This window comes from Campylobacter vicugnae, from assembly GCF_002139875.1.
Taxonomy (GTDB): Bacteria; Campylobacterota; Campylobacteria; order Campylobacterales; family Campylobacteraceae; genus Campylobacter; species Campylobacter vicugnae.
This window is the reverse complement of record NZ_CP018793.1, coordinates 484,918-507,306: the sequence shown is the minus strand read 5'-3', so window position 1 is coordinate 507,306 and position 22,389 is coordinate 484,918. Positions and strand designations below refer to the sequence as shown.

The 22,389-nt window shown below is 32.1% G+C and carries 25 protein-coding genes; 5 read left to right on the top strand and 20 right to left on the bottom strand.

Annotation, left to right across the window (positions count from 1 at the left end; all coding sequences use genetic code 11):
- From CVIC12175_RS02660 to CVIC12175_RS02650, 3 genes are read left to right on the top strand one after another with little or no spacing between them, the layout of a single operon-like run.
- On the top strand, positions 1-726 hold the full coding sequence (locus CVIC12175_RS02660) for a transporter substrate-binding domain-containing protein (protein ID WP_086302453.1): 726 nt from the start codon (positions 1-3) through the stop codon (positions 724-726).
- On the top strand, positions 723-1,331 hold the full coding sequence (gene thiE / locus CVIC12175_RS02655; RefSeq protein ID WP_086302454.1) for a thiamine phosphate synthase: 609 nt from the start codon (positions 723-725) through the stop codon (positions 1,329-1,331). Before CVIC12175_RS02660 ends, thiE begins: the two co-directional genes overlap by 4 nt.
- A 1-nt stretch (position 1,332) precedes the next feature.
- On the top strand, positions 1,333-2,118 hold the full coding sequence (locus CVIC12175_RS02650) for an undecaprenyl-diphosphate phosphatase (RefSeq protein WP_086302455.1): 786 nt from the start codon (positions 1,333-1,335) through the stop codon (positions 2,116-2,118).
- Positions 2,119-2,130: 12 nt separating this feature from the next.
- Here CVIC12175_RS02650 and CVIC12175_RS02645 read toward each other — a convergent pair whose 3' ends face one another.
- The 8 genes from CVIC12175_RS02645 to guaA form a co-directional block, all read right to left on the bottom strand.
- Positions 2,131-2,778: a uroporphyrinogen-III synthase gene (locus CVIC12175_RS02645; protein ID WP_086315834.1), complete on the bottom strand. Its 648-nt coding sequence runs from the start codon at positions 2,776-2,778 to the stop codon at positions 2,131-2,133.
- Positions 2,775-3,233: a lipocalin family protein gene (locus tag CVIC12175_RS02640; RefSeq protein WP_086315833.1), complete on the bottom strand. Its 459-nt coding sequence runs from the start codon at positions 3,231-3,233 to the stop codon at positions 2,775-2,777. The genes CVIC12175_RS02645 and CVIC12175_RS02640 overlap by 4 nt, the downstream gene beginning before the upstream one ends.
- A 445-nt stretch (positions 3,234-3,678) precedes the next feature.
- Complete coding sequence (locus CVIC12175_RS08600) at positions 3,679-3,738, bottom strand: GMP synthase (glutamine-hydrolyzing) (RefSeq protein WP_236861099.1); 60 nt, start codon at positions 3,736-3,738, stop codon at positions 3,679-3,681.
- Between the two features lie 5 nt (positions 3,739-3,743).
- The gene (locus tag CVIC12175_RS08595) at positions 3,744-4,175 is read right to left on the bottom strand and encodes a DNA methyltransferase (RefSeq protein WP_086315832.1); all 432 of its coding nucleotides are present in this window, start codon (positions 4,173-4,175) and stop codon (positions 3,744-3,746) included.
- Between the two features lie 78 nt (positions 4,176-4,253).
- A complete protein-coding gene (locus CVIC12175_RS02625; protein ID WP_152023630.1) occupies positions 4,254-4,904 on the bottom strand; it encodes a hypothetical protein in 651 nt (216 codons plus the stop codon).
- Positions 4,905-4,914: 10 nt separating this feature from the next.
- Positions 4,915-6,084, bottom strand: a complete 1,170-nt coding sequence (locus CVIC12175_RS02620) for an Eco57I restriction-modification methylase domain-containing protein (protein WP_086315830.1) — start codon at positions 6,082-6,084, stop codon at positions 4,915-4,917.
- The gene (locus CVIC12175_RS02615; protein ID WP_192940163.1) at positions 6,074-6,688 is read right to left on the bottom strand and encodes a restriction endonuclease; all 615 of its coding nucleotides are present in this window, start codon (positions 6,686-6,688) and stop codon (positions 6,074-6,076) included. Before CVIC12175_RS02615 ends, CVIC12175_RS02620 begins: the two co-directional genes overlap by 11 nt.
- 21 nt (positions 6,689-6,709) lie before the next feature.
- Positions 6,710-8,242, bottom strand: coding sequence for a glutamine-hydrolyzing GMP synthase (gene guaA / locus CVIC12175_RS02610; RefSeq protein WP_086315828.1), 1,533 nt, complete (start codon positions 8,240-8,242; stop codon positions 6,710-6,712).
- 154 nt (positions 8,243-8,396) lie between these two features.
- Between guaA and CVIC12175_RS02605 the strand changes: the two genes are divergently transcribed.
- Together CVIC12175_RS02605 and uvrC are read left to right on the top strand one after the other, a co-directional pair.
- Complete coding sequence (locus CVIC12175_RS02605) at positions 8,397-8,840, top strand: hypothetical protein (RefSeq protein ID WP_086315827.1); 444 nt, start codon at positions 8,397-8,399, stop codon at positions 8,838-8,840.
- Positions 8,827-10,623 (top strand): excinuclease ABC subunit UvrC, encoded by a 1,797-nt coding sequence (gene uvrC / locus CVIC12175_RS02600; protein ID WP_086315826.1) that lies wholly within the window; start codon positions 8,827-8,829, stop codon positions 10,621-10,623. The genes CVIC12175_RS02605 and uvrC overlap by 14 nt, the downstream gene beginning before the upstream one ends.
- A gap of 32 nt (positions 10,624-10,655) precedes the next feature.
- Here uvrC and ilvA read toward each other — a convergent pair whose 3' ends face one another.
- The 12 genes from ilvA to lptE form a co-directional block, all read right to left on the bottom strand.
- Complete coding sequence (gene ilvA, locus CVIC12175_RS02595; protein WP_086256809.1) at positions 10,656-11,867, bottom strand: threonine ammonia-lyase; 1,212 nt, start codon at positions 11,865-11,867, stop codon at positions 10,656-10,658.
- Positions 11,851-12,249 carry a CoA-binding protein gene (locus CVIC12175_RS02590; protein ID WP_086256810.1) on the bottom strand — a complete coding sequence of 133 codons (399 nt, stop codon included), beginning with the start codon at positions 12,247-12,249 and terminating at the stop codon, positions 11,851-11,853. Before CVIC12175_RS02590 ends, ilvA begins: the two co-directional genes overlap by 17 nt.
- Positions 12,250-12,395: 146 nt before the next feature.
- Positions 12,396-12,764: a NirD/YgiW/YdeI family stress tolerance protein gene (locus tag CVIC12175_RS02585; protein ID WP_086256811.1), complete on the bottom strand. Its 369-nt coding sequence runs from the start codon at positions 12,762-12,764 to the stop codon at positions 12,396-12,398.
- A gap of 201 nt (positions 12,765-12,965) precedes the next feature.
- Positions 12,966-13,637: a 3-methyladenine DNA glycosylase gene (locus tag CVIC12175_RS02580; RefSeq protein ID WP_407932393.1), complete on the bottom strand. Its 672-nt coding sequence runs from the start codon at positions 13,635-13,637 to the stop codon at positions 12,966-12,968.
- Positions 13,618-14,367, bottom strand: coding sequence for a DUF815 domain-containing protein (locus tag CVIC12175_RS02575; protein WP_086256813.1), 750 nt, complete (start codon positions 14,365-14,367; stop codon positions 13,618-13,620). Before CVIC12175_RS02575 ends, CVIC12175_RS02580 begins: the two co-directional genes overlap by 20 nt.
- Positions 14,367-14,990, bottom strand: a complete 624-nt coding sequence (locus tag CVIC12175_RS02570) for a putative metalloprotease CJM1_0395 family protein (RefSeq protein ID WP_086256814.1) — start codon at positions 14,988-14,990, stop codon at positions 14,367-14,369. The genes CVIC12175_RS02575 and CVIC12175_RS02570 overlap by 1 nt, the downstream gene beginning before the upstream one ends.
- Complete coding sequence (locus CVIC12175_RS02565) at positions 14,987-17,935, bottom strand: DEAD/DEAH box helicase (RefSeq protein WP_086256815.1); 2,949 nt, start codon at positions 17,933-17,935, stop codon at positions 14,987-14,989. Before CVIC12175_RS02565 ends, CVIC12175_RS02570 begins: the two co-directional genes overlap by 4 nt.
- The gene (locus CVIC12175_RS02560; RefSeq protein WP_086246733.1) at positions 17,916-18,335 is read right to left on the bottom strand and encodes a bactofilin family protein; all 420 of its coding nucleotides are present in this window, start codon (positions 18,333-18,335) and stop codon (positions 17,916-17,918) included. Before CVIC12175_RS02560 ends, CVIC12175_RS02565 begins: the two co-directional genes overlap by 20 nt.
- On the bottom strand, positions 18,284-19,177 hold the full coding sequence (locus CVIC12175_RS02555) for a M23 family metallopeptidase (protein WP_086256816.1): 894 nt from the start codon (positions 19,175-19,177) through the stop codon (positions 18,284-18,286). The genes CVIC12175_RS02560 and CVIC12175_RS02555 overlap by 52 nt, the downstream gene beginning before the upstream one ends.
- Positions 19,167-20,333 carry a Mur ligase family protein gene (locus tag CVIC12175_RS02550; RefSeq protein ID WP_086255451.1) on the bottom strand — a complete coding sequence of 389 codons (1,167 nt, stop codon included), beginning with the start codon at positions 20,331-20,333 and terminating at the stop codon, positions 19,167-19,169. The genes CVIC12175_RS02555 and CVIC12175_RS02550 overlap by 11 nt, the downstream gene beginning before the upstream one ends.
- Entirely contained in the window at positions 20,333-21,868 is a 1,536-nt protein-coding gene (locus CVIC12175_RS02545) for a GGDEF domain-containing protein (RefSeq protein ID WP_086256817.1), read from the bottom strand. The genes CVIC12175_RS02550 and CVIC12175_RS02545 overlap by 1 nt, the downstream gene beginning before the upstream one ends.
- Positions 21,849-22,388: an LPS assembly lipoprotein LptE gene (lptE, locus tag CVIC12175_RS02540; protein WP_086248532.1), complete on the bottom strand. Its 540-nt coding sequence runs from the start codon at positions 22,386-22,388 to the stop codon at positions 21,849-21,851. Before lptE ends, CVIC12175_RS02545 begins: the two co-directional genes overlap by 20 nt.
- Position 22,389: the final 1 nt, after the last annotated feature.

Genomic DNA, 22,389 nt, shown 5'->3' with positions numbered 1-22,389 from the left:
ATGAAAAATATATTTAAAATAGCAATTGCTATTCTTTTAACAGTAGCTACAATAAATGCTAAAGAGATTGTTATTGGTTCAGATGCTGAGTATCCGCCGTTTGAATATATAGATGAAAATGGCAAAATTGCCGGGTTTGATATAGATTTGATTGGAGAGATATCAAAAATCGCTGGTTTTGAATATAAATTTATCAAAGTAGGTTTTGATGCGTTAATACCAGCTTTAAAAGCTGGCAAAATAGATGCTATTGCAGCTGCTATGAGTGCCACACCAGAGCGTAAAAAATCTGTTGATTTTAGTGATCCATACTTTTTTACTAAAAATTTATATCTTAAATTAGCCACAAATAATAGCATAACTAATAAAGAACAACTTAGTAAATTAAAAATTGGCGTAATGCTTGGTACTGTTCAAGAAGGTGTAGCTCACGCTATAAAAGGAGCTAAAGTTATACCAACTGAAGGTATTGCTGGTTCAATTATGAATTTAAAAGCTGGCAAAGTAGATGTAGTTATCGTTGATAGCTCAGTAGGATTTGGATATCTTAAGAAAAATAGCGATATCATAAGCTTTTTAGAAGAAGCAGATGGTAGTGATGGGTTTGCATTTGCATTTGATAAAGGTAAAGATAGTGAATTCTTGGCTAAATTTAATGCAGCATTAAAAGAGGTTAAAGAAAATGGTACTTATGATAAATTACTTATCAAATATGACCTTAAATGAATCAAATTTACGCATTAACCGATCAACACTTCACTCCACTAAATAGACTAAAAGCTCAGATTAATGAGCTTTTAACTAGTGAAGTTAAAATCATTCAATACAGAAATAAAAGCCAAATTCACGATATCGCTTTGCTAAAAGATATAAGCCAAATTTGCAAAAATAGTGGTGCTAAATTTATAATTAACGATGATGTACAACTAGCTAAAATAGTAGATGCTAGTGGAGTTCATATAGGCAAAGATGATGATAGCCTACAAAAAGCTAGAGATATTTTAGGCTATAATGCATATATAGGAGTAAGCTGCTATAGCGATTTAGAGCGCGCTAAAGATGCAGTAAAAAATGGAGCTGATTATGTAGCTTTTGGGGCTTTATTTGCTAGTCCTACTAAGCCAAATGCGTCTATTTGCTCACTTGATATAATAAAAGAAGCCAAAAATAATCTAACTAGTAAAATCGCAGTAATAGGCGGGATAAATAGCTCAAATTTAAATATCGTTAAAGAGCTTAAAATTGATTATATAGCCATTGTTTCAGCACTATATACACCTGGGTCAATCACGCAAAATCTAGCCAACTTAAACACGATATTAAAGGGATAAAATGGATATAATATCAGCGATAATCTTAGGCATAGTAGAGGGGCTTACTGAGTTTTTGCCAGTTAGTTCTACAGGTCATATGATTCTTACTTCACACTTTTTAGGCTTAGAGCAAACTCAAACATTAAAATGCTTTGAAGTTGTTATCCAGCTTGGTAGTATTTTGGCTGTAGTTTGGGCGTTTAAAGAGCGTCTTGTTAGTGATTTTTCTTTATGGATTAAGCTTGTTATTGGCTTTATCCCAACTGCAATTATTGGATTTTTGGCATATAAACATATTAAAGAGCTATTTGACCCAAACACTGTGGCGTATATGCTAATAATTGGTGGTATTATATTTATAATAGTTGAATTATTCCAAAAACGCCCTAGCTATACCCCTACTACAAATCACTTACACAATCTTAGCTACAAGCAAGCATTTATTATAGGTCTTAGTCAATGTTTAGCTATGATTCCAGGTACTTCTCGTAGTGGTGCTACCATCATCACTGGGTTGCTTTGTGGTTTAAATCGTGAAGTAGCTGCTAGATTTAGTTTTTTACTTGCTATTCCTACTATGTTTGCAGCTGCTACATATGATAGTTATAAAAATAGAGATATATTTATTACGAATTTGGATCAAATTTGGATATTTCTACTTGGCAGTGCAGTAGCTTTCATAGTAGCACTAGCTATTATTAAACTATTTTTACATTTTGTAGCTAAATTTAGCTATATTAGTTTTGGAGTGTATCGCATAATTTTAGGTATAATCTTTTTAGTATTTGCTCCAAATGTTATTTAAATTTTACTAATACTAAGATAATAGAGATATATTTTTGGCTAATTCTATGCAGCTTTTTAAATTTTGTGTATTTGAAACTATAACATTATCGCAATAGCTACTTAAAGCTGCTGCTGTAGCTTTGCCTATAGCGACTGCTTGATAGCTCTTATCCCAGCCAAAATTTTGTATAAAAGCCCGTGTATTCATAGGGCTTGTAAAGATTATAGTTGAGTTTGGCTCTGGCTTTTTGATATCGTTTGGATTTAATATTAAATTCTCATAGCCATCTACTGTTATAATATCAATGCCATTTTGGCTAAAGTATATATCTAAATTTGAAACTGTCTCTTTGGCCTTGATAAATAAAACCTTTTTACCATATAATTTCTCTAAAATCTCAGCTCCAAATTCATCACCGTGCGAATTTTTTGCTTCATAAATTTGCGTAAATCCAAACTCCTTGCACGCCAAAGCAGTAGCCTTACCAATAGCAAAAACCAAAATATCAGTTAGGGCTATAGAGTTAAATTTAAGTGCATTTATAGAGTTTTTGCTAGTTACTATAATCGCATCAAATTTATTAAGATTAACATCAAATTTAAAAAATTTAATTTTGCAAAGATTTAGCCATACAATATCATTATCATCATATGGCGTATTTGAAACTAAATATATCATTTTTCCCACATATCAAATTTAATATCGCTAATATCAAAACCAACACTATTTGCTATTTTTAATAATTCTAAAATTTGCTCTTTTGAAATTACTTGACGAGATAATATCCATAGATAATCCTTATTTGGACTACCTACAACAGCTACATTATAACCTTTATCTATATAATATATCTCATAGTTTGGCTTATTAAATATATTCATAAATGGGCTAAATTTAACTGAGAGTGTGCGGCCGCTTTTTACTCTTGCAGTACCGTTAGATACTGATAATTTTCCATTTTTAAAACAGCTATTTTCAACTTTAACTATAGGAGTATCGCCTTCATACTCTAATTTATATTTAGCATAAGATTTATTACAACCACTTTGAAAAAAAGCTGGCTTAGCTGCCATTTGCAACCACTGCCCCATATATTTTTCTAAATTTATATCGCCAATTAATGCTTCAAACATATTAACCCTTTTATATCAAAAATATAACTATAACACAGTAATATTGTAGCATAACTAATAATTAAATCAACTAGAATTTCACTAAAATACACTATAAAGCTATAATTTTTTATATATGCGAATTTAATCTTTTCATAATATCAGTATTAAACACGCTATCTTGCAACTCTCCATTTGAAAATCCGATTTGCAAATTTATAAAAAATAGCTACAAAGTCTTTTTACATGGTGGGGTTTGCGATATTTAAGAGTAAATGCTCTTTAACATTATAATAATTATAATCTATCTACTCTCATAGGTATAATACATATTTCTTTAAAATAATACACAAAATCCATTTGTACATCTGCAATATCGGCACTTTATATTCAAAAATAAATAGCGTATAAATTTGTAGTTGGTATATATTTTCAGTCTTATAACAAGACTGAAAATATCAAATAATTACTCCCACTCAATTGTCGCAGGTGGTTTAGAGCTTATATCATATACTACGCAATTTATGCCTGCTATTCTATAATAAATTTATTAATCAAAGCAATATTGCCACTAGACAAACAATTTTCACTTTCTTTTATCCATTTTTGATTCAGTTTTATTGCTTCAATGCTTTCATCAATGCCGATGAATTTTCTGCCTAATTTTAGGGCTTCTTGTAAAAATCCACCCCCGCCACAAAAGCAATCCATAACCATAGAATCTTCATTTGATGACATAGCGATAATACGCCTTAGCATTACTCTATTTTTTTCAGTAGGATAGGCTGGATTTTGAGAGTCTTTAAACTCCCAAATATCTTGTATCTTTTTGCCCTTACATTCATTTACATAAACTTTCTTGCGTGGATTATTATTTTTACTCCATTCAATTAGCCCTGCTTCTTGCAACTTGTCAAGCTCCTTTAAACTACATCTCCAATGCCTACCATTAGGTGGTTTTATACCCTTTCACTCTTAATCACTTTATCCATTTTGTGTAAATTTGCAAAAGTTCTAAAATCTAGCAATGCTTAATAATGCTTAAAAGTTTATATTTTGATTTTCTTTATTATTTTTTATCAAATATTCTTTTAAATAAGCTCTTGACTGTGAAAAATTAAATGTTTTAAATGGTCTATTATTTTTCTGTAATCTTTCCAGAATTTCCGATATAGTTCCATATTTATTGAGAATTGTATTTACCGAAGCAAAATTACTAGCAGGTGGATTTTCACCTATATTTTTTCGCAGTCTCATAATTATATCATCTAAAATATGAGTATCTTTCAAGTTTAAACCCACATACATAATGTTAATAATATCAAAAAGCTCATTGGCTAATGTTGTCTGTTGGCCTTGCCTATCTTTTGGCATATTAGAACTTTTATCACTCATTGCGCTTAACCCATCATTAATTGTTTGTTTAAATGGATTAAAAAGCTTTATAGAATCAATAGGAATATTTAATAACTTTAGTAATTGTTGTCCGCAATCATAACCAAGATAAAATATTTCTTTTTGCCCAGTGTCTTTGTGTACCGCACTAAATTGATAATATTTATCTACCAACTCTCCACCGCATTGATTGAATCTCTTATAGCCATTGAGTAAAACGGTATATACCAATACTTTAACATCTATATACTCTTTTATAAATTTTTGTTTTGCAAACTTGCCTCTTAAAGATTGCATACTATACTCTTTATACATATTTTAATATATTTTCAAAAAGCCCAGAATCCAACATAACATTTTCCAAACTTCTTTGTGAGAAAAGAAACCGCCCATCACACACAAACCCAAGCTCTTGCCAATCTGTGTCATTTAGCTTATCACATATTTCTTGTAGCATTGTAGAATCCACTTTAAACTTTGGAAAAATCGCTAAAATTGAGCCATCATAGGCTTTGCAAGGGTGTAAGAAAAATGGCTTTTTATTGCGTGTTTTGGTATTAACATAAATGCGGGGCATTTCGCTTTTATGATAATCTCTCCCCCATTCCCACCAATTTGCTTCATTAAACTTTTTAATTTTTCGCTGTAATAATTGCGTTTTAAATCCCCACAAATACGCACAATCCCTACCATACTCACCATATATCATTTTCTTTGTTTTACCGCTTTTGCAAGTCTGTGAGCCGACAAATTCTGCATTACCCCATTTTTCGTTTCCAAAGATAGAATCCGCCCCACTAACAGCCCCAACTTTTACAAAAAATAATGAATTAAAAGGAATGGTATAAGTCTTTTTTGTAAATAAGATTTGACCATTTATGCAAGAAAATTCTTTTAAGCATTGTGTTTTACGCGTGAAATTTGCTTTTTCAAAACGCCATATTATGCAGTTTGGCTGGGCTTTTGCAAAAATCTTTCTATCCCCCAACTCTACAAAATGCGTAATACTCCCTGTGCGAAATAAAAATTCATTAAGCTTCACACTCGCAGTGCTTTTTAAAAAATCTCTAGGTGTGATAAAAATTAACTCCCCACCATCATTTAAATGCAAAATACACTTATAAATAAAAAACAAATATAAATTACTTCTTTCATCAAACATAGACATAAAGGGCGTTAAAAGCTCTTTTGTGTGAGCCCCAATATCTTGGAATCTCACATAAGGCGGATTGCCAATAATGGTATCAAATTTTTCACTTACAGGATAGCTAAAAAAATTAAGTTGCAACGCCCCTTTACAAGCAATGCTAGAATCTAGCTCAATCCCTACTTTATTGCTAGGTAGATTCTCATAAAATGCCCCATTACCGCAACTTGGCTCTAAAAACCGCCCATTATTCTGCACTAAGGCTAACATATCACTTACAATATGCGATGGAGTAAAAACTTGCCCCAAGCTTTCAACATTAAGATTCATAAAAGTATTTCCTAAAATGCAAATACGCATCAGCCCTAAGCTTTAAAGACTGCTCAAATGTGCCTAATAAAAAATCTTTCACTTCTACAAAATCTCTTTGTATGATTTGGCGATTATTGTCCCATTTTGCCTGAAAGGGTAAATTATTACCATTTGGCAAGATAGATTCTAGGCTTTTAAGCGAAGTGGCAAATACATCACTAGGATTATCTTTATTAATGATTAAAAAGTAGTAATCCTTATCATTTGTTGTTAAGTTTTCTTTTAGGGTTTTAAAGTATGTTTCCCAGCTTACTCCATTGCCAAAAGGTGGAATTTTACCTGTTAAAGCATAGTAAATTCCAAGTTTGCAATTTAGATTATCAGTCGTTTTTGTCGTGCTGACCTTGATATTCACAGGATAAAACACATTATTTTCATAAAAACTAAAATCCACCCAATCACGCATATTTGGACGATTTATCGCGAAATTAGAATCTAAAAGATTAAAAATCTCATCTTCATTAAAAGCGGAGTTAATTCGTCCATCGCGACTTTGTTGGCTTAAATGCAGATTTTGCTGTTTTAAAAACTCCACAATTTCTATCAATAAATTAGGCAACACATTTTGCTTTGCAGTCATTCCTTACTCCCACTCAATTGTTGCAGGTGGTTTAGAGCTTATATCATAGACTACGCGGTTAATTCCATTTACTTCATTTATAATTCTACGGCTACAGTTTTCTAATAGATCGTATGGCAATCTTGAAAAGCTAGCTGTCATACCATCGCTTGCATCTACTACACGAATACAAACAGCATTTTCATATGTTCTATTATCGCCCATTACACCAACTGAATTTACATTTAAAAGCACGCAAAATGCTTGCCAAGTCTTATCATACCAGCCACTGCTTTTTAGCTCTTCGCGTAGTATTACATCAGCTTTTCTAAGTAGTTCTAAGCTAGGCTCATTTACTTCGCCCATAATGCGAATAGCAAGGCCAGGACCAGGGAATGGATGACGGAATACCACATCACGACTCAATCCAAGCTCTAATCCAAGCGCTCTAACCTCATCTTTAAAAATCTCTCTTAAAGGCTCGATAAGCTCAAATTTCATCCAATCAGGTAGCCCGCCTACATTATGATGACTCTTAATAGTTTTAGAAGCACCAACTACGCTACTTTCTATAATATCAGTATATAGGGTTCCTTGAGCTAGATATTTTACATTAGAGTGTTTTTTAGCTTCAGCGTCAAAAACTTCAATAAATGTCTCACCGATAATTTTGCGTTTTTTCTCTGGATCAGTTACGCCTTTTAAACGGCCTAAAAATAGATCACTTGCATCAATGCTGATTAAATTTACCCCAAGTTTTAGCTTAAACATCTCTTCAACTTGTTTAGCTTCATTTGTGCGAAGAAGACCATTATCTACAAATACTACTATTAAATTCTCAGGTACTGCAGTTGCTAAAAGTGCTGCTACAACCGAGCTATCTACACCTCCACTTACTGCGCAAAGAACTTTATCATTGCCTACTTTTTCTTTAATTGCAGCAATTTGAGTTTTAGCAAAGCTTCCCATATTCCATGTGCTTTCACATCCACAAATCTTAGCAAAGTTTTTAAGCATTACGTTACCAAATTCACTATGAGCTACCTCTGGATGAAACTGCATAGCATAAATTTTACGCTCAAAATCGCCAAATACACAAAACTCACTATTTTGACTTTTAGCAATCACTTCAAAGCCATTTGGCAACTCATTTACCTTATCAGAGTGGCTCATCCATACAACGCTATTATTCTCCACTCCGCTCATAAAATCACACTCTTTTATAATCTCAATATTTGCCTTACCATACTCCTTATGAGCAGCTGGAGCTACATTTGCGCCATTTTTATGAGCGATTAGTTGCATACCGTAGCAAATACCTAAAATCGGAAGTCCAAGTTCAAAAATAGCCTCATCACAAAAATATGCATTTTCATCATATACACTTGCTGGGCCACCACTTAGAATTATCCCTTTTGGGTTTTTTGCTTTTATAGTATCTATGCTAGCATTAAAAGGTACAAGCTCAGTATAAACTCCTTGTTCTCTAAGTCTTCTAGCAATTAGCTGAGTATATTGCGAGCCAAAATCTAGTACCAAAATATCTGCATTTTTCATAACTCATCCTAAAATTAAATTTGTGCAAGTCTATCTAAATTTGGCTGATAAATCAATTAGCCACATTTACTTGCTGCGAATCTGTATAAAATGGATCAGACTTATATCCACACCCTACTAAAAAAATTAAGCAAAAAGCAGCTATAATAGCCAAATGCGAAGTTTTGAGATTATTAATCATATTATCAACGATCCTAAATATAAAAATTTAAAAGCTGCTAAAGAGGCAAGAAATTTACTAAATTTATTAGGCGTAGCTAAGAGTAAGCTTATTAAATTTAGCTATCAAAAAGATGGAATTTTATTCATAGCTGTTACACATCCACTTGCCAAATTTGAGCTAAATCATGATAGTATCAAATTTCAAATAAAAAACCTATTAAACACCTATATTAATAGCAATCCAAATAGTGCATTACAACCAATAAATAGTGTAGTAATCTTTATTACAAAACTAAAAAATTTTCAAGAAGTATCACCACAACAAAAGCCTATATTTATAGAAAGAAGTGATGGATTATTTAAAAACAGTGCAAAAGATGAGCAAATTTATGCACTTTTTGAAAAGCTTAGAGAGTCTATAAATGCTAATCGATGAACTAAAATCTCTGCCTAATAGCCCTGGAGTTTATCAATATTTTGATAAAAACTCAAAACTTTTATATGTCGGCAAAGCTAAAAATTTAAAAAATCGAGTAAAAAGCTACTTTAACGCTGATGCATCACCTAGCCCAAGACTAAGCCCTAGAATAGCCAAAATGATAAGTGAAGCTATACATATAGAGTGGATTACAACTTCAAGCGAACAAGATGCGTTAATATTAGAAAATTCATTTATTAAGCAACTTCATCCAAAATATAATATTTTACTTAGAGATGATAAAACATATCCGTATATTTGCGTAGATTTAAGTGTAGATTTTCCTAGATTTGAAATTACTAGAAAGGTGCTTAAAGGTAATAGCATTAAATATTTTGGCCCATTTTTTAGAGGTGCTAATGAAATTTTAGAAGCTTTGTATTTGGAGTTTAAACTAGTACAAAAAAGATCTTGTTTAAGAGAAAAAAAGGGCTGTTTATTTTATCAAATTGGACGCTGCCATGCACCTTGCCTTGGATTAATAAATAAAGAAGAGTATGCTAAAATCATAGATGAAGCTATAAAAAAGATTAAAAATCCAGAGCTTTTAATACCAAATTTAGAAAAAACAATGCTAAACTTAGCTCAAAATGAAAATTTTGAAGAGGCTGCTAAGATTAGAGATCAGATAAAAACAATCAACGATACAGCTATTAAAATTCAAATCGATTTAGCTAAACTAGAAGATTTTGAAGTAATTAGTGTAAATATTAGTAGTAGCTTTGTTTGCGGGGTCAGATTTAGTGTGCGAGATGGTAGAGTGTGCGCATCTACTCATACTATAAAACCGGCTAAAGATATGGTAGAATCAGATCTAGAGGCTTTATATTCTACAATGATTTTAGATGCTTTTAGTATAGACCAACCAGTTGGTGCAACTAAAATTTATACATATATGAAGCTTGAAGATGCTAAGATTTTAGAAAATATCTTAAACTCTCGCCATAATAAGAAATTTCAAATCATCCAGCCAAAAATAGGTGAAAAAAAAGAGCTAGTAAATATAGCTTATCAAAATGCCATTGAATTAATCAAAAAACATATAAAAACAAATGACTACACCCTAGCACGAGAGATTCAAGAGACATTTGAGCTAAATAATCTACCATTAAAAATTGAGATTTTTGATAACTCTCATCTATTTGGTTCTAATCCAATTGGAGCTATGGTTGTGTGGGAAAACGGAGAGTTTAATAAGACAAAATACCGCCACATGCACCTTCAAAATATAAATGATTATGACCAGATGCAACAGATGCTAACTCATAGAGCCAAAAGCTTTGATAAATCATCAGCTCCAGATTTATGGGTAATAGATGGAGGCGATGCACTACTAAATTTAGCTAATGATATTATTAAAAGTAGCGGTGCAAATGTAGATATAATCGCAATTTCTAAAGAAAAAATAGACGCTAAGGCCCATCGTGCCAAAGGCAAGGCAAATGATAAAATTTGCACAAATATAGGCAAATTTAGCCTAAACTCAAATGATATTAAACTTCAATTTATTCAGCGTTTGCGTGATGAGGCACATAGATTTGCCATTAGCTTTCATCAAAAAATTAGGCAAAAAAACGATATGCAAAGTAGCCAATTAGCCAATTTAGGCATTTCAAAAGGTTCTATAATTAAATTAATTAACTATTTTGGAAGCTTTGAGAATATTAAAAACGCAAGTTTTGATGAGATTAAAAAAGTAACAAACAAAAGCGTAGCTCAAAAGATAACTAATAAGAGCTAAATTTAAATCTAAATTTAGCTCAAAAAAATTAATTAAAACTCCTGAGTAAACTCATATCCAGCATCTTTTAATGCTTTTTCTATAGTATCTTGATGCTCTTTGCCTTTAGTCTCTAAAGTTATTGTAATCTTAGCATCGCCATAACTTAGCTTGGTTGAAAATCTATCATAATCAATCTTAACAATATTTGCCCCAGTACTTCTAAGCACATCACCTAGCGCCATAAGAGCGCCTGGTTTATCTATTAAAGTAACATTAATTATCATTTTTCTATGGCTTTTTAGCAAACCTTTTTCTATAATAATGCTTAAAGTTTGTACATCTATATTACCACCACTTAAAATAGCACCGATTTTAGCGCTCTTTTTAAATTCAAATTTTCCTTCCAAAATTGCAGCCACAGATACAGCCCCAGCACCTTCGACCATAATCTTTTGCTGCTCTAAAAGATACAAAATCGCATTTGCTATCTCTTCATCATCTACTTGTACCATCTCATCTACGCACTCTAAAATATGAGATAGAGTAATCTGACTTGCATCCCTTACAGCAATTCCATCAGCTATAGTTCGAACGCTTTTTGAGTTATGCTGGCACTTATCTTTAAAACTCTCAAACATAGCTGGCGCACCTTTTGCACTAACACCAATAATCTTAATATCAGGATTAATCTGCTTAGCACAACTTGCCACACCGCTAATCAAACCACCACCACCTACAGGCACGACCATATAATCTAAATTACTAACCTCATCGAGCATTTCTAAAGCTATTGTCCCTTGACCAGCTTGAACCAATTCATCATCAAATGGATGAATAAAACTCATATTATTATCTTTAGCATATTCTAAGGCATATGCATAAGCTTCATCAAAATTATTACCCTTTAATATCACCTCAGCACCCAAAGCCTTAGTTCCTGATACTTTTGAAAGCGGAGCAGCCTCTGGCATAATAATTATAGCTTTTACTCCAAAATGCTTAGCACTAATTGCTACGCCTTGAGCGTGATTACCAGCACTTGCAGCAACTACACCGCACTTTTTGGCATTATCATCTAAATTTGCAATCTTGTTAAAAGCACCCCTTACTTTATATGCTCCTGTGATTTGAAGATTCTCTTTTTTTAGGTATATATCAGCACCAGCTATCTTGCTTAGTTTTGGAGCAAAGCCAAATGGAGTTTTAGCCACAAATCCATCAATATTTCGTTTAGCTTGAATAATTTTATTTAGACTTATCATTTTTAAACCTTTTATGCTCTATCATTATACAGGCATCTTGTATGAAATTTAATCCTGCATTTTGTGCTATTTGCTTAGCCTCATCATTTACAATTCCTAGCTGAAGCCATAGATTTTTTACACCTAAATTTATAGCTTTTTTAGCCAATTCAGTGGCAAATTCGGCCTTTCTAAACATCACAATAGTATCTATTTTTTCTGAAATTTCATCTATACTTTGATATATTTTTCGACCTTTTATCTCACCACTTTTTGGATAAATAGGAAAGACATTAAAACCCATATCTATAAGATAGCAACCTACATGATTACTAGCTTTAGCTTCATTAGGGCTAAAGCCTACAACAGCTATATTTTTCATAGAATTTAAGATATTTTGCATTATTTTACTTTTTGATGATTTAGATTTGGATTTTAACTAAATTTTACTAAGTTTAAATTTAAACCGCCCAAAAGTGAGTGATTTATACTCAAGCTTTGGCGGTTTTTGAAGTTTTTTGTATTAAATTTAGACTAACACTTAAAGTCTTATTTAGTAATTCTTTTTACATCAATCTCATTTGCTCTAATAGTATTGCCATCAACTTCACCATATATTGTAACAGTCTCATCTGGACCAACACTTAAACCACCCCAATCCTCATCATCAATTTCAATAATAATTGTATCTTTACCATCACTAAATTTATACTTTTCATGTGCTACTTGACTTAAGATTTTTCCCTTAACAGTTACTAATGTGTCATCTTTTGCATCTAATGCTACTTTTACGCTATTTGCACCTGAATGGCCACCTAAAAATCCACCTTGATTAGCTGGTGCATTACCTCCTGTAAAACCTGAAGCATTTGCACTAATTGCTAAAGCTAAAATTGCTGCTATACTAATCTTTTTCATAAAAATCCTTTTTAATTAATTTATGGAGTAATTTTATATGATATTTGTTAAATTAATGTTAAATATAGATGATAGATAGAGTTAATCATAAATATATTTTTAAGTAAAAAATTTTATAATATAACTCCGATATAAAGATTTATTTAAAACCTTTATTAATCTTGTTACGCAAAAAGCATTGATAATTAATAATAATTTTAATTAGCTAAGCTCACTAAATAAATTTAGGGCAAAATCATCAAATTTGCCTCCTTTTAAATGTGCTTTACAAAACTCAACAATAACCCCATGATAGCGACAAAATAGCTCATTATCATCTATATTGCCTAAGCTTTTATATATCTCATCTCTATCTATACTCTCTAGCCACTCTCTAGCCTCTTCATAGCTTTCAAACTCATAGCCAAGAGCTATAAAAATTCTATTAGTATAGTTATCAACTACCATCACTTCACGCCTACATCCAAAACATAAGATAGAATATACACTCTCAAGCCCTAGGCCTTTTTGTGATATAAGCCACTCAAAACTTACGCTATTAGCAAACTCATCAAATGTACCAAACTTAGCTACAATATTTTTACAAAGTGCGCTTAATCTTTTAGCTTTAGTATTATAAAATCCACTTGGCTTAATCAATTCACTAAGGCTTAAAATATCTAAATTTGCTACATCTTCTAAGCTTAAAACATTAGCATTTTCTAAATTTAATAGTGATTTTTCTACATTTGTCCATTTAGTGTTTTGAGTTAATATTGCTCCAATAATAACCCAAAATGTCCCATATCTTGGCCACCAAAATTTATTAATACTAAAATCAAACTCACAAACCCTATTAAGTGCCAAAAATAGCTCAGAGCTTCTCAATATCATCCTTTGTATTTTGCCAAAATTGCTTAGCATTTCTTGCACTTCTAACGCCCTTGCTCGCTGCATAAGCTAGGGCTTGAATTTTCAATCTATCTCTATCTACATTATAGCCATCAAAGAGCCTATATATAATATCCATATACTCATCTACACTAAGCTCATAAAAGCTAATGTGCAATCCAAATCTATCAGAAAGACTTAAATTCTCTCTGCTATTTTCTTTCTCAACTATGTAATTATCACTATTTAAGCGACTTCTTACTAGATGTTTTAGATTACTTGTAGCATAAAATATTGCATTGCTTGGTGGGGCTTCTATAGAGCCTTCTAATAGACTTTTTAATTGAGCTAATGCCTTATCTGCATTTTCAAACCCAAAATCATCGCAAAAAATTATAAATTTATACTTTTTCTTATCCCTGATTTTATCTAATATCTTATAAAGACTATTTAATTCGCTCGGATTTATCTCGATTAAACGCAGGTTTTTATCTATAAATTTACAAAATATTCCACGCACTAAACTAGACTTACCACAACCTCTCTCACCCCATAAAAGCGCATGATTTATCACTCCGTGCTCAATAAACTTAAGCGTATTTTGCTCTAATTGTTCTATTTGTCTATCTAAATGAACAAAATTATCAAGATCAATTTTAGCAATATCTTTAACAGCTTTTAGCTTACCATCTCTTACGATAGCTGCTGGAGTATTTTTCCACTTAATTTTCATTAAAATAATCCTATGGTTCTAATGCTATAATCATAATTTAAAGCATATGGATTATTTACTCTATTTTGATTGTTTTGCTCTAAGCTTTGGTCTAAATTTGCTCTATCTTGGCTACTATTATCGCTTTTGTGCTCTTTCTTTTTATCTTCTAATTGCTCTTTTTGAATTTCTATTTTTGCATCTATTTCCATGTTAGTAGCCGTAGCAGCTACTTGCAAATCTGCTGGACTAGGCTGAGCTGGAGCTAGAGCGGCACGCTTTATTTGAGTGGCCTTTTTTAGAGTCTCTTGAGCAGTGCTACCTGGAGATGTATCAATACCAACCTCTCCACCTATAGCATACATCTTATTATCTGGGCCTCTTTGATAGCTATATGTTGCTCCAGTAGTTAGTCCAGCACCTGCGGCTATATGAGCAGCCTCGTGCATTCGCACCTCTGTATCTCTTTGTTGCAGTTCTATAACTTGCATCTTTTGTTCATGAGTTAATTCATGTCTATTTTGATTTTTAGTTTGGGTTTGATTATTGCCATTTTGTCCATCTTGTTCATTGGCTGTATTGCTATTTTGCCCAGTATCAACTGAATATAATGGCTGATAGTATGAAACTCCTGAAATTGTCATCTATTTTTCCTTAAATAGGTCAAAATTTCAGCCAAGACATCATCATCGTCTTTGCTTGATGATTTTAAAGCAACTTTTGTTCCATCAATTTTAGTTAATGATATATTTTGCTCATAGCTGCTAATATGCTTAAATTCTTGCTGTGCGGCCATAATTTTTATAACTATAATATCTAAAAATTGTTTAGTATATATATCAAGTTTGCCAAATCTATCTTCAATTTCTGCACCGATCTCATAGACTTCACTTACATCAATACACTTGCTAAGACGCCTATAAAGCTCTAATCTTAATCTATCTTCGCTAATTAATTCACTATTTAAAAAGGCATTCACACTAAGCTTGATATCTACTTGAGAATCTTTTTTATTCTCTTTATTTAATAACGCATTTATCTCATCTTCAAGCATCTTAAGATACAAAGAGTAACCAATAGCTTCTATATGACCGCTTTGAGCCTCTCCAACTAAATTACCACCACCTCTAATCTCTAAATCATGATAGGCAAGCAAGGCTCCACTGCCAAGGAATGAATTTGATTCTAAAGCTACAAGTCGTTTAATCGCTTCATCGCTTAAACTCTGCCTATCTTCAACCAAAAAGTAGCAAAATCCCTGTCTAGAGCCTCTACCTACCCTTCCACGCAATTGATGTAAATCAGCAATACCAAATTTATTAGCCTCATCAATTATAATTGTATTTGCATTTGGGATATGTATTCCACTTTCTACTATACTGGTACAAAGTAGTACATCATAATTGCCATTGGCAAATTTAATCATCTCTTCTTCGCTAGTTTTGGCATCAATCTTGCTATGAAGAGTAAGAATTTTTAATGTTGGCAATATATCTTTTAATTCACGCTCAATACTAGGCATATCAGCAATTTTATTATGAAGATAAAAAATTTGCCCAGCACGGCGAATTTCACGCATTATAGCCTCTTTAATTAATCCTCTATCCCACTCTTTAACAAAGGTTCTAACATCTAATCTATCAAGCGGAGGCGTAGTAAGTGTAGCATAGCTTTTAATGCTACTAAGCGCCATATTTAAACTTCGTGGAATTGGCGTAGCTGACATTGAAAGAATATGTGAATGCTCGCTAAATTCTTTTAATTTCTCTTTTTGTTTTACACCAAATTTATGCTCTTCGTCTATAATTATAAGGCCTAAATTTGCACTCTCTACACTCAAAAGTGCATGAGTTCCAATAACTACAAGAGGTTTGCCATCTTTTAAATCAGCCAATAATCTAGCCTTATCTTTGGTGCTGCTAAATCTATCAAGGCGTCTAACATCTATATCAAATCTACTTAATCTCTCATATAAACTCTTATAGTGTTGAGCACAAAGCAAAGTAGTAGGGACAAAAAATAGTGCTTGAAATCCACTTTTAACACAAGCAAATATCGCGTTCATAGCTACTTCAGTCTTGCCAAAGCCAACATCTCCACTTAAGAGCATATCCATAACCTTGCCGCTTTTTAAATGCTCTAAAATAGCAGCTACAGCTCTATCTTGATCGCTAGTGTAGTTAAATCCAGCTTGCATCTGAAAATTAGCAAACTCAGCACTATTAAGATCAATTTTTACACCTTCAATTAGCTCACGCTTTGCTGCTAAAGCGATAATTTTACTAGCTATGATAAAGAGTTTTTCTTTTACTTTTTGCTTAAGTTTTGCAAAGCTAGCCTTGCCTAACTTATCTAAATTTACTACTGCACCACTTCCAGCAATATATCTATCTATCATATCAAGATGTTCTGTTGGAAGAAGTAATCTATCATCATTTTGATATGTTAGCACCACAAATTCTTTATTATTACCAAGTACGCAAATTAGCTCTAATCCAGCAAATTTACCAATTCCATACTCGCTATGAACTACAAAATCGCCAACTTTTAACTCATCTAATACAATGCTAGCTTTACGCCTTTTTTGACGCGAGCCTAGCTGATTAAGGCTAATAATTAGCTCATCTTTGCTTATTAAATTTAAAATTAGCTCACTTGAAACAAAGCTTAAATTTGGATTTAACTCCAATCCTAAGGCTCTAAACGCACTCTCATTAGAGCTTAAAATCTCTATCTTTTTATCGCTATGAAAGCCAATAAGCTCACTATTTATACTTCCTTCAAAAACTCTATATATCTTTGCTTCTGGCAAGGTTAAAAGCTTATCAAGCTTGCTAGTATCCATATCACATTCATCAAGTTCTAGATATATATCTTTTACTGCTTCAAACTGCTCTAGATAATCCACAAACCCATCAATTACCCAAAATCCAAATGAATTTAAATCATTTACTAAGGCATTTGATTTGATATGTTGTGCATTTTCTAGGGCAGTCTCAAACTCATCACTACTAAGTGCAGCTACATATGGAGTAATTACTAAACTTTGTTCTTGGCTAATACTTTTTTGCGTTGCTGGATCAAATCTACGGATACTTTCAACAACATCAATATCAAGCAAAATTCTACACGGCCACTCATCTGCTACACTGTAAATATCGATAATATCACCGCTGATTCTAATCTCACCCCTACTTTCTACAATATCAACAAATGTATATCCATATGCTAGCATCTTATCCTTGAAACTTTTTAGATCTATAGTATCTGCAAAATTTATAGTTTTTACACTTAATTGATTAGCGCTTGGGAGTTTATTTAAGATCGTTCTAAATGGTGAAATAATTAATTTATTTGGATTTGTGCTTAAATGAAAGTTACTTAAAGCCTTACTAATATCTAAAAGTTCGCTATTAAAAGCTCTTAAATCATCGCCATTTTTAGCTCTAAAATCTGGCAAAACAAAGCACTCACGCCCAGCATAAGTCGCTGCAGCATGAGCTTTAAAGGCATCTTTATCATCATTTACTATTAGAATTTGAAATTTATTTTTATGAGTTTTAAAAAACTCATATATTCTTGCTTGCACCACTTTCCTCTGTGTCGATAATCTCTAAATTCTCTAATGATTTCATAGAATTTGAAGCTTTAAGCGAATTCTTACCATCAAATCTTCCGCCAGTCTCTATACTTAGGCTACCTGAACAGATATCTCCTAAAACAAATCCACCACTTAAAATCTCAACCGAATCAGCATCTACATTGCCTTCAAAAACGCCATTTACCACAACTTTAGAAGCTGAGATAATTCCAGTAACCTTTCCATTTTTACCAATTACAACTGTATTGCTAGATTTAATCATACCATCTACATGACCTTCTATATATAAAACCGAACCACAAGCTAATTCGCCCTTTATATACGCACCTTCTGATATTATGGTTGTTTCAGAGTTAAATTTGCCACTGCCTTTACTAAAGACTGCCATGATACTCTTTTCTCCTTTTGAAATATTTCTTCATAATTTTTTCTGTTCCAATTGATAAAATTAGCCGGATCTAATGGACGCTGCACAAAGCGAATCTCATAATGAAGATGTGGTCCAGTGCTTATACCAGTATTTCCACTATAGCCTATTAGATCGCCTTTTTTGACAAACTGCCCCTCTTTTACCACATCTCTTCTTGATAGATGAGCAAATCTAGTTTTAAAGCCAAAATTATGCTCTAAAACTACCAAATATCCATACCCACTAACTATATTAAATCCAGCTACTTGCACCACACCATCAGCTGGTGCATAAACTGGAGTTCCAATTGGCGCTCTAAGATCGATCCCTTGATGTAAGTGCTTATGACCTAATACTGGATGAGTTCTCCAGCCAAAACTAGCCGTTACGCCGCCATCTTCCATTACTTTACCATTTGGGATCATAGAAAATATTATATTTTGTTGTTCAACAGTAAGTTTAATCTGTTCTAATCTATCATCAATTGTAGTGCTATTAACATCATCATTTAGCCCAATTTGCTCTTCTAAAAGTGAAATTTTATCCTCAATAGCCATAAGCTCTTCTTCTTTAGTTGAGAGCTTTTGCTTCATCTTTTCATACTCTATATTTAAATTTTCACTACTGCTTATTAGCTCTTCTTTAGTCTCTCTAAGAGCATTTGTCTCATCTTGTAAATAGCCCATATACAAAGCACCAAATACAAAAACAAGCAATACAACAGCAACAACATATATAAAAATTTTCTTTAATACCTGGCTTAATAAATAGTTTCTAGAGCCATTAACATCAGTTATAGTAATTACGATTTTATCTTTCAATCTCTGCCTTAATGAAATTTTCTACCAACATAAATGAACCAAATAGCAAATAACGCTCATTCTCATCTAATTTTACAAACTCAAAACACTCAATCTCAAGCTCTTTTGCCACTTGAATAATCTTATCAACAGCTAATTTTCTATTTTGACTTTGATATTTATAAATTTGGATTGTACCAATAAAAGGCTTTAAGCTTGATAAAACTCCAAAAATATCTTTATCATCAAAAGCATTATATATCAAATTTACTCTACTCCAACTAATATCTTGCAAATATTTTGCTATAGCTTTTGCTGCATGAGCATTATGCCCGACATCTATTATTAAATTATCTTTTATCTTTTGGCATCGACCTTTTAAATTTAAAGCATCTAAATTTAAGATAATATTAGATAGGTTATTTACACCCAAAATATTAGCTGCATTTACTGCTAGGCTTAGGTTTGCTTGTAAAAACTTAGGTAGATTAAATCTCTTAGCATATATATCAATTTCATTGGTAAATATATCTTTTTGAATTATTAAATTAGCACCTTTATCATTTGCAATCTTTTTAGCTAGTTGCATACAGGCAAACTCACTGCTAATAAGTGCTAAATCACACATCGCATTTAGCTTGGTTTTTGCAATCTCTTCAAGGCTATTTCCAAGCATATCAGTATGATCTAATCCAATAGGAGTAAAAATGCTAAGACTCTTATCAAATACATTTGTAGCATCATATTCACCACCCATTCCAGCTTCCATTACAAGATAATCATACTCCTTAAATAGCACTACAGCCATAAGTGTAGCCCATTCAAAATAGCTTAGACTCTCTATCATCTTATCACCATCACTAAACAGGCTAAAAATATCTAAAAGCTTAGTGTGCGCCAAATTTAACTCATCTTTGCCAATAGTAGAACAGCTACTATAAAATCTCTCACTAAAATCAAATATATGCGGACTAGTATAGTGTCCTACTTTGCTACAAGAAGAAAGAATTTGAGTTAAAAATCTCCCGCTACTTCCCTTGCCATTAGTGCCTATGATATGGATAATTTTTGGTGGATTTAATTTAGATTTTATCTTTTCATAAATATTAGGAAAGCGTTTATAATCAATCTCATCATAATATAAGGGTTTTGAGTTTAAAAATATCTCATAATCCATCAAACCACTCTTATGCAATTTATCCCCCCACTTTTAGCAATCATTAATCCCTTGCTAGCTTTTTGAATCATATCAGATTGATTATTAGCACTAGATCTTAAAGCAATTCCAGAGCTAGCACTAACTATAATATGTTCATTTTTATATCTAAATTTATATCCAGCAATATCATTTATCATTATTTGAGCTAAATTTATAGCACTATTTTTGTCTAAATTTGCTACTAATATCATAAATTCATCTGAATTTGTCCTAGCGATAAATTCTCCATTGATACAACGATTTTGAACAATTTTAGCCATTGTAGATAAGATAGCATCTTTAGCATTTGCTCCATATTTTAATCTAATCTCATCTAAGGAATTTATCTCAATAATCATAAGAGCATAATCAACTCCATACTTTGCATTTGCATCTTCAATATTTGCTAGTTCTACTTCAAAACTATTTTTATTATTTAATCCTGTTAGCTCATCTTTTTTAATAGAAGACTTTGCTATCATCTCTTCAAGCTCTTTAATACGCTCTTTTAAATCATGAATCACTCTACTATCATCACTAAGCTTTAGCCCCATTGCTGATATCTCGCTACGGAGCGAATTTGATGTTTTTTGCAGCTTTTGCTTAATAGCATTATAATCATCAATTGAGTTTATATTATCTATATCAAAAATAGCACTATCTACACTACTGCCATTATTTAAAAGCGTTGTAGCAAAATTTTGAATTTGAGTATTTAGATTATTTAATACTTCATCTAATATAGAAATTTTATGTTTAATCTCATTTTGGTCAAGACGAACACGCTTTAAAATACACTTTTTAATATCATCTTCCATAGCTTGACTACTAAGCAAAGATGGATTTTGCCTTAAATGCTCACTAACTCTAGCTATATCATCATCAGCGCTTGGAGCAATAGAAGGAACCAAAGCTGCGATTATCAACTCACAGATTTTAGTATATTTTAGATCAATATCCTTGGAGTTATCTTTTGATTTTTCTATTTTAGATATTATGGTCTCTATATCATCGTTTTGCTTAATTCCATATTTTTCTAATCTTCTTAGATAAGTATCATCAAAATGAGAGACAAACTCAAACCAGCGATCTCTAATTAAATTTAAACTCTCTACTCCTATTGTACCATCTAGCATTGATAAGCTTGAATTGGCTAGCTCTTTAGCTTTAGTATTATGCATTAAATTTATAGCATGTAAGATTCGTTTTAAAAGCATTGTTTGAGCTAGATTAATTTTTGTTACATCAACAGGATTAGCACGATTTAATCTAGAGCTAATAAAAGCAAAAAGCTCATCAATATTTCGCACATTCATCTTTTTTAGCTCATTTTGATAATTTTGATCTAATTTTGAGATATAATTTTCTAATTTTTTACACTCACTTGCTCCAAGCCCACGCCTAGCTGCAGCGGCACAAAAAAGCATATGATAGTTATCAGGAGTTAGAGTGATCTTCTTTTCACTCGCCTCCTTAAAAACATCTTTAATAACATCAGAAATTAGACTGGCCATCAAAAAGACCTTGCATAGCTAATTTACTTATAAACTCATCAAAGCTTTGCAATGACGCATTAGTAATAGCATCAAATCTCTCACTATCACTAATAACACTATCTGTAAATCTTCTATCATTTAGCTGATTAGTTACACGAAAATCATAATCTCCATTAGCTAAAATGCTTTTAATTACTCCATCTTTTTGTCTTAATCTATACTCCATAACCAAATTTGCTTTATAAGCTGTAGCATAACCAAACCTATCATAAGATATAGCTGTAAATGTTAATGACTTTATAGAGGCTATAATAATACTATCAGCTTTTTCTTTTTCTACTAGGTCGGTATTAAGGCGTCTTAGCATGGCTGATTTTATCCCATCTTTGATAACTACTGAACTTTCTGGATCAGTTTTGCTAATGATTACATCAATCCAAACACTACTACCTAAAATATCTCTAGCTACCACGCTAGATGGTTTATATCCGCATCCTACTATTAAAAAAGCTAACAATAAAACTGCAAATAGTCTCACT

Excerpts from the sequence above, each read along its gene's own strand:
- CVIC12175_RS02590 (WP_086256810.1), bottom strand. The coding sequence starts at position 12,249 with ATGCAAAATATCTTAAATTCTATGAAAAATATAGCTGTTGTAGGCTTT.
- CVIC12175_RS02580 (WP_407932393.1), bottom strand. The coding sequence starts at position 13,637 with ATGATATTGAGAAGCTCTGAGCTATTTTTGGCACTTAATAGGGTTTGT.
- guaA (WP_086315828.1), bottom strand. The coding sequence starts at position 8,242 with ATGAAAAATGCAGATATTTTGGTACTAGATTTTGGCTCGCAATATACT.
- CVIC12175_RS02660 (WP_086302453.1), top strand. The coding sequence starts at position 1 with ATGAAAAATATATTTAAAATAGCAATTGCTATTCTTTTAACAGTAGCT.
- CVIC12175_RS02545 (WP_086256817.1), bottom strand. The coding sequence starts at position 21,868 with ATGGCCAGTCTAATTTCTGATGTTATTAAAGATGTTTTTAAGGAGGCG.
- CVIC12175_RS02640 (WP_086315833.1), bottom strand. The coding sequence starts at position 3,233 with ATGTTTGAAGCATTAATTGGCGATATAAATTTAGAAAAATATATGGGG.
- CVIC12175_RS02605 (WP_086315827.1), top strand. The coding sequence starts at position 8,397 with ATGCGAAGTTTTGAGATTATTAATCATATTATCAACGATCCTAAATAT.
- CVIC12175_RS02625 (WP_152023630.1), bottom strand. The coding sequence starts at position 4,904 with ATGCAATCTTTAAGAGGCAAGTTTGCAAAACAAAAATTTATAAAAGAG.
- uvrC (WP_086315826.1), top strand. The coding sequence starts at position 8,827 with ATGCTAATCGATGAACTAAAATCTCTGCCTAATAGCCCTGGAGTTTAT.
- CVIC12175_RS02570 (WP_086256814.1), bottom strand. The coding sequence starts at position 14,990 with ATGACAATTTCAGGAGTTTCATACTATCAGCCATTATATTCAGTTGAT.
- CVIC12175_RS02550 (WP_086255451.1), bottom strand. The coding sequence starts at position 20,333 with ATGGATTATGAGATATTTTTAAACTCAAAACCCTTATATTATGATGAG.
- CVIC12175_RS02645 (WP_086315834.1), bottom strand. The coding sequence starts at position 2,778 with ATGATATATTTAGTTTCAAATACGCCATATGATGATAATGATATTGTA.
- ilvA (WP_086256809.1), bottom strand. The coding sequence starts at position 11,867 with ATGATAAGTCTAAATAAAATTATTCAAGCTAAACGAAATATTGATGGA.
- CVIC12175_RS02585 (WP_086256811.1), bottom strand. The coding sequence starts at position 12,764 with ATGAAAAAGATTAGTATAGCAGCAATTTTAGCTTTAGCAATTAGTGCA.
- thiE (WP_086302454.1), top strand. The coding sequence starts at position 723 with ATGAATCAAATTTACGCATTAACCGATCAACACTTCACTCCACTAAAT.
- CVIC12175_RS02560 (WP_086246733.1), bottom strand. The coding sequence starts at position 18,335 with ATGGCAGTCTTTAGTAAAGGCAGTGGCAAATTTAACTCTGAAACAACC.
- CVIC12175_RS02650 (WP_086302455.1), top strand. The coding sequence starts at position 1,333 with ATGGATATAATATCAGCGATAATCTTAGGCATAGTAGAGGGGCTTACT.
- CVIC12175_RS02575 (WP_086256813.1), bottom strand. The coding sequence starts at position 14,367 with ATGAAAATTAAGTGGAAAAATACTCCAGCAGCTATCGTAAGAGATGGT.
- CVIC12175_RS02620 (WP_086315830.1), bottom strand. The coding sequence starts at position 6,084 with ATGAATCTTAATGTTGAAAGCTTGGGGCAAGTTTTTACTCCATCGCAT.